Raw genomic sequence first — 13,047 nt, 5'->3', positions numbered from 1 at the left:
CGTCGGCGCGATTATGCCACCCCCGGGCGTCGGTGAAGAGCACAATGTGCAGATTGCTCAGAACTCGGCCGCTGCCGCCGGAGCGCTCGTGCCCGTGCAATACGAAGCCCCTATCGCCCAACAGCAACGCCCGGCAGGGGTGGTGGCCCAGAATCAATTGACCGCCGCGCACGCCTCGATCGGAGGTCCCTCCGGTCCGCGACGCATCGCCCCGACTGAAAATCCGGTCGATAAAGCACCTGCGGCAATCGACGCCGCCGCTGCCCCCGTCGATCAGCCTAGTGTGATCGAACAGCTCGAACTGTTCCTGGCGTTCGTCGGCGGGGCAGCCCTCTTGATGCACGGTTTGAAATTGCTGCTGCCGGCAAAGTAAAACTGACGGCTTGGCTCGTATCCTTGGCCACAGCCCTGCGTCATTTTCATGTCGACCTGGCTATCGCTCAATCAGCAGATCGTTCGTTGCGAGGCCTGCCCACGGCTGCGCGCCTATTGCCAAGACGTGGCACGAGAAAAGCGCAAGGCATACGCCGAGTGGGAATATTGGGGGCGGCCGGTCCCCAATTTCGGCGATCCCGCCGCGCGACTCTTGATCGTGGGACTCGCGCCGGCCGCTCATGGCGCGAATCGTACCGGCCGGATGTTCACCGGTGATCGCAGCGGCGAATGGCTGTACCGCGCTTTGTTCAAGGCCGGCTTTGCCAACCAGCCCACTTACACTGACGCGCGGGATGGGCTGACACTGACCGATTGCGCCATCACGGCCATCGCGCATTGCGCGCCGCCTGACAATCGGCCGACGCCGGCCGAAATCGGCAACTGCCAGAAATGGCTTATGGCGACCGTGGACCAACTGCCGGCCAAGGTGTTTTTGGCACTGGGACAAATCGCCTGGCAGGGGGTCCTTCGCGACGCTCGTAACCGCGCTTGGTTGACTGGTACGGCGCCAAAATTCCAACATGGCGGTTCCCAGCGACTCACCGAAGATCGGTGGCTGTTGGCCAGTTATCATCCCAGCCAGCAAAACACCTTCACAGGCCGGCTGACGGAGCCAATGTTTGACCAGGTGTTCCGTCGAGCGCGCGAGCTGTTAAGCTAGGTCGGCGACGTCGCCCTGCGTATCCCGCCGTCTCACTGGAAACTCTTTTCAGGTGCCGGGCGAGGCTTGCAAAGTGCTTCGGTCCATAAGGAACAATATGCTTTCGACTTTCCTGCTCGTCGCGTTGACCGTCATTGCCGATGCACCCGCCGCTGACGATCTGCCGCGATCAATTGACCCGCGCGTGACGATCGAAGAATTCGCCGTGCATCCCCAGATCGTGACGCCGACCGGCATCGCGGTCGATCATCAGGGACGAGTGCTCGTCGCGGAATGCCATACGCACTTCCGTCCGCCCGATTATGCCGGACCGCCTGCCGACCGGATTCGCGCCTTCGTCGACACCAATGGCGATGGCCGCGCCGACAAAGTCACGAATTTCTACGAAGGGGGCACGGCCACGATGAACCTGGCCGTGTACGAAGATAATTCCGTCTTCGTCGCAACCCGCATGGATATCCACCGGTTGTTTGATCGGGACAGTGACGGCGTAGCCGACGATCGGCAGCTCATTGCACGGCTGGAAACGGCCGGCAACTATCCGCATAACGGACTCTCTGGATTCGCCTTCGATGGCCTCGGAAACGTTTATTTCGGCTTGGGTGAGAACCTGGGCGCCGACTACCGGCTGATTGGTTCGGATGGCATGGCGCTCGCCGGCGGTGGCGAAGGGGGGAGCATCTACCGTTGCCGCCCGGACGGCACGAAGCTCGCGCGCGTCGCGACCGGCTTCTGGAATCCGTTCCATCTCTGCCTGGATGCATTCGATCGATTGTTCGCCGTTGATAACGACCCCGATTCGCGCCCGCCATGTCGGCTGATGCATATCGTGCCTGACGGCGATTACGGCTATCGCTACCGCAACGGACGTAAAGGCGTGCATCCTTTCACGGCCTGGAACGGGGAATTGCCAGGTACCTTGCCGATGGCGGCCGGCACCGGCGAAGCACCGTCCGGCGTCATCGCCTACCAATCGGACATGCTTCCCAAGGAGTTCTACGGGGCACTATTGGTCACCTCGTGGGGCGATCATCGCATCGATCGATTCCGTCTTGAACCGCGCGGGGCTTCGTTCCGTGCTACGGCCGAGCCGGTGATCACGGGCGGAGAGAATTTCCGGCCCGTCGGCATTGCGCTAGCTGACGATGGTTCGCTGTTTGTCAGTGATTGGGTCGATAAATCGTACGAATTGCACGGCAAAGGAAGGGTGTGGCGAATTCGCGCGAAGGACGCAGCGCCGGCAGCCCGCCCCAAGGATCCGCGGCAGGCAATTCTTTCGCGTCATCGACCGCTACGACAGTGGGGAGTGCGGCAGTTCGTCGACCGACAAAACGCGGCAGGAGATAAGCAGGCCGCATCCGACGACGCACTTGCCGCGGCGGCGGCCGGTACCGCCGAGGCCGCCGTGCGGGCGGACGCGCTAATCGGCCTGGCGCGCGCAAGACGTGGAGCAGATGGAACTCGAGAGCTTGCCAAGAAAGACAATTCATCCGACGTCCGCGCTCTAGCGACGCGTCTGGCGGTCAACGATGCCGCGACACTGTTAGCACTCGCCGCCAAAGATCCGGCGGCCGAAGTGCAGGCCGAGGCATTGCGAAAGCTGGCCGTGCCCGAGGCGAGAGAGCAACTTGTGGCGGCGCTTGCGGATCGAGATCCGTTCATCGTCGAGGCGGCCGAATCGGCGTTGGCCCGTAGCACAAACGTTGAGGAGCGTCTCAAGCTCGCCAAGTCTGAAAACCGTGCGATTCGTTTGGCTTCGATTCGCTTGCTGCGCCTGTCGAACGATCCCGCCGCCCGCGGGCCGATCGCCCAGTTGCTTTCTGATTCGGATTCGGAAGTGCGATTTGCCACGGTCGAGTGGATTGCCGAGGCAGGCCTCACCGACTATCGCGAGCAAGTCACCGCCGGACTGGCGACAGGGGCCACGACCCGCAATCTGTTCCAAGCCTACCTCGCAGCACTGGAACGCCTCGCAGGAGTTCGCCGGACCGTCTCAGACGAATGGAGCGGCGATCAATACGTCTTGTCGCTAGTCGAGAAGCCTGACACCGTGGCCGCGGTGCGCGCCCGGGCGTTGCGGACGCTTCGCCCCGACTATCCAGGCTTGACGGTGCCGCTCTTAGCGAAGCTTGCCGCGACGGACGATTTGCCAACGCAGTTCGAGGCGGTCCGCACGTTGCGCGAAAGGCCTGAACCAGAAGCGATCAGCCAAATCGAGCGAATTGCCGCGGACGAGAAAATACCGGTCGCGCTGCGGGCCGAGGCCATCGTCGGCATCATCGCCGACACGCCTGAGCACCGTAAAATGCTCGTCGATTGGACGACTCAAGCCGACCCGACATTGCGACACGAGGCTCTACGTTCGCTGCGAGGTGCCGAGCTTCCTCCAGCCGAGCGTGAACGTCTGGCGGCCTGGTCCGCCAAGGAAAGCGATCGGGAATTGATCGGCCGCTTGCTCGGCGAGCCTCCGGCGCCGCGCCCGGCGCGGACCGACCTGGCAGGATGGCGAGCTGCCGTTCCGACGGGTGGGGATGCCACGGCCGGAGAGCGGATTTTCTTTCATCCACGCGGTCCGGCCTGCTTCCGTTGTCACCAGGTCGACGGTCGAGGTGGGGCGATCGGTCCCGAACTGTCGCTAACGCCACAAGCGTTGACCGAGGCACGTCTGCTGGAATCGTTACTGACGCCCAGCAAAGAGATTGCACCACAATTCACTCCCTGGACCGTGGTCCGCGAGGACGGCCGAACCTTCACCGGGATCATGCTTTCCGAGGGTCCTGATGGCTCGCGGCAGTATGGCACGGCGGAAGGACAAATCGTCACCGTCGCGGATGGGGACGTGGCCGAGGTTCGGCCGCAAGCCACGTCGATCATGCCGGACAATATTTGCGATCAACTCACACTGTCCGAGTTCGCCGACCTGATCGCATTTCTACGCGGAAGCCGTTAGGGCAATCACCCCCCTCGCGCGAAGGGCTGGGCTAAAACTCGGTAGCGTCATTTTTTCGAGTTTGCGCACGTCCCCACGAGCGCCAGCGAGAATTCCGCGCATTTCACGAAAAAATAACTTCCCTTGCTAACGATTGTCGGTTAATACGAAAGACCGGGGCAGGAAGTCGCATTTCGCTTGCAATTCGTGTTTGCCGATTCGGGCTGGAACGTTGAGGGGAAGCCTCAAGCAATTTCTGCTTGAGGAGTGTTTGCACGCTCGTCTCATAGTTGGGGCGCAACGACGAACGTGTGAGTGGTCATATCCGTTCGACTGATAATCCGTGATCCGTTACAGGTGCAGCGGGATTGCACTTGCAACTGCCGTTGCGTCTGGCTCGAAAGCCGACACACCGGTTGTTGCCGCGCGCCCGTCCCATGTCCCTTTGCGGCTTTTTCCTGGGTTTGGTGGTCGTTTGACGGAGCAACTTCGGGCCGTGCCGTGAGGCAACGAGCGTAAGACACGCTCATTAGGTTGCGCTCCGTGGCTCAGGGACGTAACGCCGCATGCGATGTCTGTCCACTTTCGTGGCGCTACTGGTGTTGTCGACGCACCCAGCGCGCGCCGTGATCCTCGGTACCGGTGACGGGCTGGAAAACACGACGGCGCCAGCCAACGATCCTGGTTTCGAGAACGTCGGAATCCTGGGCAGTGGCAGCGCCGTCTATCTGGGAAATGGCTGGGTATTGACCGCTGCACACGTCTACAACGGCAGCAGTGGAGTTCCCACCGAAAGCTGGTTCAACGGCCTTCCCTACCAGAATGTTCCGGGCTCAGGCGTGCAGTTGACCAACCCTGCGGGTGTCGGCTACACGCAATACACCGACCTGGAGCTATATCGATTAGCGGGTGCTCCCCCCCTCCCCTCGGTCACGATCAGTAATACAGTGGCCAGCGCCGGCTGGGACGTGACCATGATCGGAAATGGGCTCGATCCGCGCAATTCTCAAACTGCTTATTGGGATTCGTCATGGATGCCCGCGACGGGCTCCGCAACGTACGCCGGCGAAATCTGGTCGACAACGCACGACATTCGCTGGGGAACGAACGTCATCGACCAAGGTTCGATCGCCCAAGGCATCGGCGTCAACTCCGAGATGGCATTCATGACGTCCTTCACCCAGAACGGCACCGCCTACGAAGCGCAAGGAACACCTGGCGATTCCGGCGGCGGCGTTTTTCATCAAGACCCCACGACCGGCGCTTGGAGCCTGGCAGGAATCATGTTTGGCGTAACCAGCCTCACCGGTCAACCCTGGGGCATTTCAGCATTTGGCGATCTCACCTGGTCGGCCGATCTGTCGAGCTATCGCACCGAGATATATCAGACGATGGCCATTCCCGGCGACGTCAACTTCGACGGTGTCGTGAACGCTCAGGACTTGGCACTCGTGGCCAGCAACTGGTTGAAGGCGGGTACAGGCGCGAATGATCCGGCCGGCGACGCCAATCACGATGGCATCGTGAACGGTCAGGATATCGCACTCGTATCAAGCGCCATCGGCAGCGCACTCGGCGGCGTTCCAGCGGCCGTCAGTGTGCCCGAGCCTTCGAGTTATGTCTTGGCCTTGTTGTCACTCATCGGCCTGCTGGCGTACAAGCGAAGACGCTCGGCATGACGATCCGAGTGTTTGACCTAAGCGGCTGACGATCGTTACGGCGCGGCCAGCAATTGGGCGAATCGCACCCATGCTTCGTCATGTGCCTTGCGATCGGCCGGTCCCGCGTCAGGCAGGGCGCCTGACCGCATAAAGCCGTGCCTTGCTCCGGCAAAAACTTCGGGTTGGTAGTTCTTCGCAAACGTCTTCATGCGGCTCTTGATCTTCGGTACGTCGGCGCTGATCGGCACATCTTGCTCGCCGTAGAAGCCGTACACCGGAGCGCTAACCTGCTTCAACAACTCTTCGTTCGGAGCCGGACCGTAGAAAACCACCGCGGCCGCCAACTGCGTATTGTGCGCCGCGTATCGAAACACCTGTCCGCCGCCCCAGCAGAAACCGACGACAACCACTCCATCAGTCGCGACCCGAATGGTGTTCGCGTATTCAACGACCGCGTCCAGGTCCACTAGAATGGCATCGGACTGTAACCCGTGTATGGCGTCGCGCGCCGCGGCAGTCGAGTCGAATGACGCCGAGCCGCCGCGATCCGGCCCACTTTCGCTCAGCATATCCGGCGCGATGGCTAGATGTCCGGCGTCTGCCAGCCGGTCGGCGATTTCCAATTCCCAGGTGGTCAAGCCACGGTTCTCGTGAACGATCACGACGGCGCGCGTCGGCGCGACGTCAACGGGCCGGACCACGTAGGTCTTCAGGCTTCGCCCGGCGGGTGACGCGATCTGCACCCATTCCGCGCGACGTTGCGGCGCGCCGTCTTCGCCCGCGCGAGCAGACGTAACGGGCAGCTGCACCGCAAGCGTAACAATTGCCAGGAAGACGTAACATCGCCACATGATCGAACCCGCAAGCATCGCCCAACTCCTGTACTAACTCGGCAGTAACCTCAGATAGACGGCATCTTTGGAAGTATAGGTTGCACGATGGCAAATGTTGGCCTACGCCGATATTGCTGAACATGCGTCCCAGGCCGGCTGCGCTTGCGGAACCCACATCAGCGCGCGATAACGACCGGCGGGATGGCGGATTCGGAAATCTCTTGCGAAAGGAAGGCGGACCATGTTGGGCGGATCCTCTCGTCGTCGGTTTCTGCAGGGAACCACCGGAGCGCTCGCTGCGATCGCGGACATGGCTTTTCTGCGCGGCCTGCCGATCGTGTCGGCGGCGGACGCGCAGGTCGATCCCAAGGTTGTGCGCTTCCAGCCAGAGATCGAGCCGCTGGTGCGGCTACTGGAAGACACGCCTCGCGAACGCTTGTTGGAAGAAGTCGCCAGCCGCATTAAGAGCGGCACCAGCTACCGCGAGGTTCTCACCGCCCTGCTCCTGGCCGGCGTGCGCAACGTGCAGCCGCGCCCCGTCGGCTTTAAATTCCATGCGGTGCTGGTCGTAAATTCCGCACACCTGGCCAGCTTATCTTCGCCGGACGAGCTGCGTTGGCTGCCGATCTTCTGGGCCCTTGATTACTTCAAAGTTGCGCAAGCTGCCGACGTGCGCGAAGGCAATTGGACGATGGCGCCGGTCGACGAATCGGCTGTCCCGAATGGACGACATGCGCGCCAGGCTTTTACCGAAGCGATGGACCGCTGGGACGAGCAGGCCGTCGATCCAGCCGTGGCCGGTCTGGCACGCTCGGCCGGAGCCAACGAAGTTTTCGAGCTGTTTGCCCGTTACGGCGCCCGTGATTTTCGCGACATCGGACATAAGGCCATCTTCGTCGCCAACAGTTGGCGAGCCCTCTCCTGCATGGGCTGGCAATACGCCGAGCCGGTGCTACGCTCGTTGGCTTACGCGTTGCAGGACCGTGGCGGGGACGGACCGCCGGATAGTGATACCGCGGCCGATCGTCCCTGGAAGCAGAATACGGAATTGGCCAAGCAGATCCGCGGCGACTGGCAGGAAGGCAAGCTCGAGGATTCGGCCACCAGCGAATTGCTCGTCGCATTGCGCTCGGCCAGCGAGACCGAGGTGCCGCAACAGGTCGTGACGTTACTCAACCGCGGCGTGGCACCGCAATCCGTATGGGATGCGTTGTTGGTAGGAGCCGGTGAGTTGCTGGCCAGAGCGCCTGGCATTGTCGCCCTGCACGCGGTCACCAGCAGCAACGCACTCCGTTTCGCCTACGAGGCCAGCGAGAACGACGATACCCGGCGGATGATGCTGCTTCAGAATGCCGCCTTCGTGCCGCTGTTCCGAGACGCGGTGAAGCGACGCGGCGGCGAGTTGGCTGATATCAAGCTCGACACGCTCGAACCGCTGCCACCTGACGGGGCGGACGGCGGCGTCGAAGATATCTTCGTCGATGTCAGTGAAGACCGGCTCCGTGCCGCGCGCAAAACTTTGGCCTACGCCCGCCAGAACCCGAGCCCCGAACGGTTCATCAATACGGCCCGAGCGCTAGTGTTCCTGAAAGGAAAGGACTCGCACGACTACAAGTTCAGCTCGGCCGTGCTCGAAGATTATTACCACGTGTCACCGACCTGGCGCGACCGCTATCTGGCCGCCAGCGTGTTCAATCTGCGCGGCTCACGAGCGCCTGATACCGAGTTGGCCGAACGCTCGCGCGCGGCATTGAAGGCGTAGAAACGAAGAACTTGAGCCACCGACTTCACGGAGGACTCCGAGAAGGTTGCAAAGGATAGTGTTAATCCGGCCGTTTGTTCTTCTCGGTGATCTCTGTGACCTCGGTGGCAAATATTCCTGTCTATCGGCCGCCGGCATTTGCCGTGTCCTTTTCGGCTTTGGCCGCTTGCGCAAGGGCGCGCTCGATAATCAGGTTCTGCACGGCCATCGATTGCCCGACCTCGCGCGCCCAGTACGGCGGCACATGTCCGCCGCGCGACTGGCCGTAGGTGAAGGGGATGTTGTTCTTCATCAGCAGCTCGCAGAAGCGTTGATTGCTCGTGATCAGGCCATCGTCAGTTCCGCAATCGACATAGATGTACGGAAGCTGCGCGCGGTCGACCTTCAACACGAGCTTGAACGGATCATGCGCGTCGCATTGCTCCTGCGAGATGAAAATCTTTCCCTTAGGAGTTCGATCAGCGGGAGTGCTAAAGCCCTCGATCTTGATCTTCGGGTTTGGTTCGCTGGACCATTCGCGGCGCAGGAAATCCGGTTGCTCCCCCTTGGCGACGCTATCGGCCGAACGCGAGGCAAAGGCCAGTGCCCCGGAATGGCTGCCGATCGTGCAGAACATCTCGGGATGCCGCAAACCCAGCGTCATCGCACCGTACCCACCCATCGAGAGTCCATTGATACCTCGGCCCGCGCGGCTGGCAATCGTGCGATAGTGACCGTCGGCGTAACCGATCAAATCCTTGGTGATGTAGTCTTCCCATTGATTTTTCTGGCTTCCGTCACTTTCGGCCCAGTTGACGTACCACGAATTGCCGACGTCCGGCATGACGACGATCAGCTTGTAGTTGGCGGCGAACTGCGGCACGTTCATAGCCGCCCACAGGGTGTAGTTACTCGTCAAACCGTGTAGCAGGTACAGCACCGGATAGCGGTCCTGCGAGCTGTCGTAGCCGGCCGGCAAAACCAGATTGAACTTCATCTTCCGCCCGACCGACGGAGCCTCGTGCTCGATCGTCTGCACGGCAAGCGGTTCGGCGGCCGTTGCGATGCCGGCAAGCAACACAGCCAGCGAAACAATCAAACTTTGAGGCAAACGATGCATGGTCGGCTCCTTGCAAGAAACGTCAGGCGGTCGCACGGCGAACGGGCACCATCGGGACCCATCCTAGCCCGCGCGATGCGCCGGTCAAGCAAGCCGCAACCCCCGATAGGCTGGGCATTTTCTTTACGCTGAGCCACCGCGGCGATATAGTCGAATTGGTAGCCGTCAGGCGGATCGGGGCGTTCTTGCCCTAGGCCACTTACATGGCGGCCACTAAACGAGCGGCGCGTGGTGGCACTCGCCGCTTGCTCGAAACCTGCCGTCGCATTCCCACCTCGAACAACCGCTAACAGGATTTGATCTCTTGAGTCAGGCGAATCGACTCCTGAGCGTCATGCGCGGACTGTTGGTGGGGAGTGCGCTAATCCAGTTTTGCGAATTCGATACGCGACCTGCGGTTGCGGAATCGCCTACTGCGGAATCCGTGGCCACGGCTGCGGATTTGGAATTCTTCGAAAAGCAGGTACGCCCCCTGTTGGTCGCCCGTTGTTACGAATGTCACACCGGCGCTAAAGCCAAGGGGAATCTGCAGCTCGATTCTCGTGCCGCGGCGTTGCGCGGCGGCGACACCGGTCCCGCTGTTGTCCCCGGCAATCCGGACGAAGGCCTGCTGGTGGATGCGATTCGTTACGGCGAAACGTACCAGATGCCCCCTAAAGGACGACTGGCCGAGAACGAAATTGCGGTACTGGTCGACTGGGTGAAACGTGGCGCTCCCTGGCCGGCCAAAGACAGGCCCCAATCCGTTAATGCGACCGGCCCGGCGCCATTCAACTACGAGGAGCGTGCAAAGCATTGGTGCTTTCAACCGCTCGCCGCCGCGCCGGTTCCGGCCGTGCAGAACGAAAGTTGGCCGCGCTATGACGTCGATCGGTTCGTGCTTGCGGGGCTGGAAGCGCGCGGTCTGCGTCCCGCACCCGCGGCCGACAAACACGTTTGGCTGCGCCGCGTGACGTTCGACCTGACCGGCCTGCCGCCGACACCGGCAGAGATCACGGAATTCATCGGCGACGCATCACCCGAGGCGCACGAGCACGTCGTCGACCGGCTATTGGCGTCGCCGCGCTACGGCGAACGGCAAGCCCGACACTGGATGGACCTGGTACGATTCGCCGAAACCTATGGTCACGAGCACGATTTCGAAATTCCCAACGCCTATCCCTATCGCGACTACCTGATACGAGCGTTCAACAACGATCTACCGTACGACCGGCTACTGGTCGAACATGTGGCAGGGGACCTTTTAGATCCGCCGCGGCGGCATCCGACTGAACATTTCAACGAGTCGATCGTCGGTACCGCATTTTTCTTCTTTGGCGAAGCCCGGCATTCACCGGTCGACGTTCGCGAGGACGAAGCCACACGTAATGACAATCAGATCGACGTTTTTGCCAAGACATTTTTGGCGTTGACGGTCAGCTGCGCTCGCTGCCACGACCACAAGTTCGATTGTATCACGCAGAAGGATTACTATGCCCTGATCGGCTTTCTGCAAAGCTCGCGATATCAGCAAGCATTTCTAGACGACCTCGCGCAGACGGCGCCGTTGCTCGATCAGCTAGCGAAGCTGCGAGACCGCGAACGGACCGTTTTCGACCAGTATGTTTCGAGCTTGCGCGAGCCAGGTCTGGCGCGATTGTCGGCCACACTGTTTGAAGGCAACGATGAGACAGCCCAAAAACGTTTGGCGGTGGCCGCGGATCAGCCGCAGGATGTTCTGCATCCCTGGGCGGTGCTTCACACGAGCGCCGCGACAACCGACGCCGACGAGTTTGCGAAACGTCGTGAAGTACTGGCAACCTCGATGGTCGCTCGCACAGGCATGCCAGCCGAGAACGCCGCGAAGCCGCTGGCCGATTTTGAGGGTTCCGATTTCGGCGATTGGGTTGCGACCGGAACGGCGTTCGGTACTCGACCAGCCAAGCAGAGCGATCTCGTTTTGTCCGATGCCAAAGACGAGAATGCATCTCAGCCGGTCTTACGACCACTCGGTGTTACCGCGGCGCACAGTGGGCTCGTGGCTGATCAACTGGCCGGAGTATTGCGATCTCCGACATTCACGATCGAACATCCGCGAATCTTTTACCGACTGTGGGGCACCGGCGGAAAGGTGCGGCTGATTCTCGACGGCTTGCAGCTCATACAGAATCCCATCTACGGTGGACTGGATTTCGCACCAGGTAACGCAACACCGCACTGGCATGAGCAAAACGTCGAAAAATGGATCGGTCACCGCGCCTACATTGAATTGATCGATGACGGCAATGGATGGCTGGCGCTCGATCAGGTAGTTCAGTCCGACCATGCACCCCAGGCACCTCGGCCCAACGGCATAGTCGGAAAACTCGTCAGCGATCCAACGATTCGCTCGGTCGCGGATCTCGCGGCCGGGTATCGGCAGCTTTTCGACGACGCGATCCGTTCGTGGCTCGTGCAGTCAACAGACAGCAGTGCCTCTCGATCCGACGCCGAGCGCATTGAGCTACTAAATGTGTTCCTGACGATCGCAACCGCCGGCGACGATCCCTCGATTGCAGCGGCAACGAGCCGGGCGCAGACCGAGCGTGCAGAAATCGCGAAGGCGCGTAGCGAACTCTTGGCGAAATTGCCCGCGCCGCGCCGTTCGCTCGCCATCGCCGATGGTACGCCCGAGGATGAGTGCGTCTTCATTAGGGGAAACCATCGCACGCCTGGCGAACGAGTTCCGCGGCGTAGCTTGCAAATTTTCGGTGGTACCGAGCGACCGGCTCACGCGAACTGTAGCGGCCGGCTCGAGTTGGCATCGTCGCTTGTCGATGGTTCGAACCCGCTTGTTCCGCGAGTGATCGTGAATCGCGTCTGGCAGCGGCATTTTGGCCGCGGCATTGTGCCAACGCCCGACGATTTTGGCGTCATGGGTCAGCCACCTACGAATCCGGGCTTGCTCGATTGGCTGGCCGCTGAATTCATGCGGCAGAGTTGGTCGCTGAAGGCACTAGACCGGATGTTGGTTCTGTCGAGCACGTACCGCATGTCAGGCGACGCCGAGTCGGAGGCGCTCGCGGCCGATCCACAGAACCACCTGTGGAATTACATGCCGCGCCGTCGACTCGAGGCGGAATGCATCCGCGATGCCGTGATGGCCGTATCGGGCCGGCTCGACACGACGATGTACGGCCCCGGCGTGGCGCCGCATCTGACACCGTTCATGAGCGGTCGCGGGCGGCCCAAGGAATCGGGCCCGCTGGATGGCGCCGGTCGACGCAGCATCTACCTCAACGTGCGACGGAATTTCCTCTCGCCGCTGCTGTTGGCCTTCGACTATCCCACCCCATTCACGACGATCGGCCGTCGCAGCGTGTCGAACGTGCCGGCCCAAGCGCTCGTCATGTTGAACAACCCGTTCGTGGCTGAGCAGGCCGCGCTGTGGGCGAAACGAATTTTGTCCGCTGAAAAACAGAGCGACGTCGACCGCGTCCAGCAGATGTACCTGGAAGCGTTCGCGCGGCGCGCAAGTGACGAAGAGATTGCAGCCGTGAGCGCGTTTCTGGACAGCCAGCGCTCACTCAACCCGGCCGATGAGCCGGCCCGCGTCTGGACCGATCTCGCGCATGTGCTGTTCAATGCGAAGGAGTTCGTGTTTGTCGAATAGAGACTCAGCCGTGGATCACGGGTGTCGCATTCCGTC

The 13,047-nt window shown here is 61.3% G+C and carries 8 protein-coding genes; 6 read left to right on the top strand and 2 right to left on the bottom strand.

Annotation, left to right across the window (positions count from 1 at the left end):
• From VGN12_24050 to VGN12_24035, 4 genes are all read left to right on the top strand, one after another.
• On the top strand, positions 1-373 hold a 373-nt coding region (locus VGN12_24050; protein HEY4312543.1), incomplete at its 5' end, for a hypothetical protein.
• Between the two features lie 48 nt (positions 374-421).
• On the top strand, positions 422-1,096 hold the full coding sequence (locus tag VGN12_24045) for a uracil-DNA glycosylase (GenBank protein HEY4312542.1): 675 nt from the start codon (positions 422-424) through the stop codon (positions 1,094-1,096).
• Positions 1,097-1,193: 97 nt separating this feature from the next.
• Positions 1,194-4,046 carry a PVC-type heme-binding CxxCH protein gene (locus tag VGN12_24040; GenBank protein HEY4312541.1) on the top strand — a complete coding sequence of 951 codons (2,853 nt, stop codon included), beginning with the start codon at positions 1,194-1,196 and terminating at the stop codon, positions 4,044-4,046.
• 545 nt (positions 4,047-4,591) lie between these two features.
• Positions 4,592-5,704 (top strand): dockerin type I domain-containing protein, encoded by a 1,113-nt coding sequence (locus VGN12_24035; GenBank protein ID HEY4312540.1) that lies wholly within the window; start codon positions 4,592-4,594, stop codon positions 5,702-5,704.
• Positions 5,705-5,739: 35 nt separating this feature from the next.
• Here VGN12_24035 and VGN12_24030 read toward each other — a convergent pair whose 3' ends face one another.
• The gene (locus VGN12_24030; protein ID HEY4312539.1) at positions 5,740-6,555 is read right to left on the bottom strand and encodes a dienelactone hydrolase family protein; all 816 of its coding nucleotides are present in this window, start codon (positions 6,553-6,555) and stop codon (positions 5,740-5,742) included.
• A gap of 205 nt (positions 6,556-6,760) precedes the next feature.
• Between VGN12_24030 and VGN12_24025 the strand changes: the two genes are divergently transcribed.
• Positions 6,761-8,281: a hypothetical protein gene (locus tag VGN12_24025; protein ID HEY4312538.1), complete on the top strand. Its 1,521-nt coding sequence runs from the start codon at positions 6,761-6,763 to the stop codon at positions 8,279-8,281.
• Positions 8,282-8,402: 121 nt separating this feature from the next.
• Here VGN12_24025 and VGN12_24020 read toward each other — a convergent pair whose 3' ends face one another.
• Complete coding sequence (locus VGN12_24020; GenBank protein ID HEY4312537.1) at positions 8,403-9,380, bottom strand: alpha/beta hydrolase family protein; 978 nt, start codon at positions 9,378-9,380, stop codon at positions 8,403-8,405.
• 304 nt (positions 9,381-9,684) lie between these two features.
• Here VGN12_24020 and VGN12_24015 point away from each other — a divergent pair, with 304 nt between their 5' ends.
• Positions 9,685-13,011 carry a PSD1 and planctomycete cytochrome C domain-containing protein gene (locus VGN12_24015; protein HEY4312536.1) on the top strand — a complete coding sequence of 1,109 codons (3,327 nt, stop codon included), beginning with the start codon at positions 9,685-9,687 and terminating at the stop codon, positions 13,009-13,011.
• Positions 13,012-13,047 lie beyond the last annotated feature (36 nt).

The organism is Pirellulales bacterium, assembly GCA_036499395.1.
GTDB lineage: Bacteria > Planctomycetota > Planctomycetia > Pirellulales > JACPPG01 > JACPPG01.
The sequence above is the reverse complement of the archived record's forward strand: the minus strand, read 5'-3'. Positions and strand labels throughout refer to the sequence as shown.

Bases quoted from the DNA above. Each gene is read 5' to 3' on its own strand.
- VGN12_24025 (HEY4312538.1), top strand. From the start codon at position 6,761: ATGTTGGGCGGATCCTCTCGTCGTCGGTTTCTGCAGGGAACCACCGGA.
- VGN12_24045 (HEY4312542.1), top strand. From the start codon at position 422: ATGTCGACCTGGCTATCGCTCAATCAGCAGATCGTTCGTTGCGAGGCC.
- VGN12_24020 (HEY4312537.1), bottom strand. From the start codon at position 9,380: ATGCATCGTTTGCCTCAAAGTTTGATTGTTTCGCTGGCTGTGTTGCTT.
- VGN12_24030 (HEY4312539.1), bottom strand. From the start codon at position 6,555: ATGCTTGCGGGTTCGATCATGTGGCGATGTTACGTCTTCCTGGCAATT.
- VGN12_24040 (HEY4312541.1), top strand. From the start codon at position 1,194: ATGCTTTCGACTTTCCTGCTCGTCGCGTTGACCGTCATTGCCGATGCA.
- VGN12_24035 (HEY4312540.1), top strand. From the start codon at position 4,592: ATGCGATGTCTGTCCACTTTCGTGGCGCTACTGGTGTTGTCGACGCAC.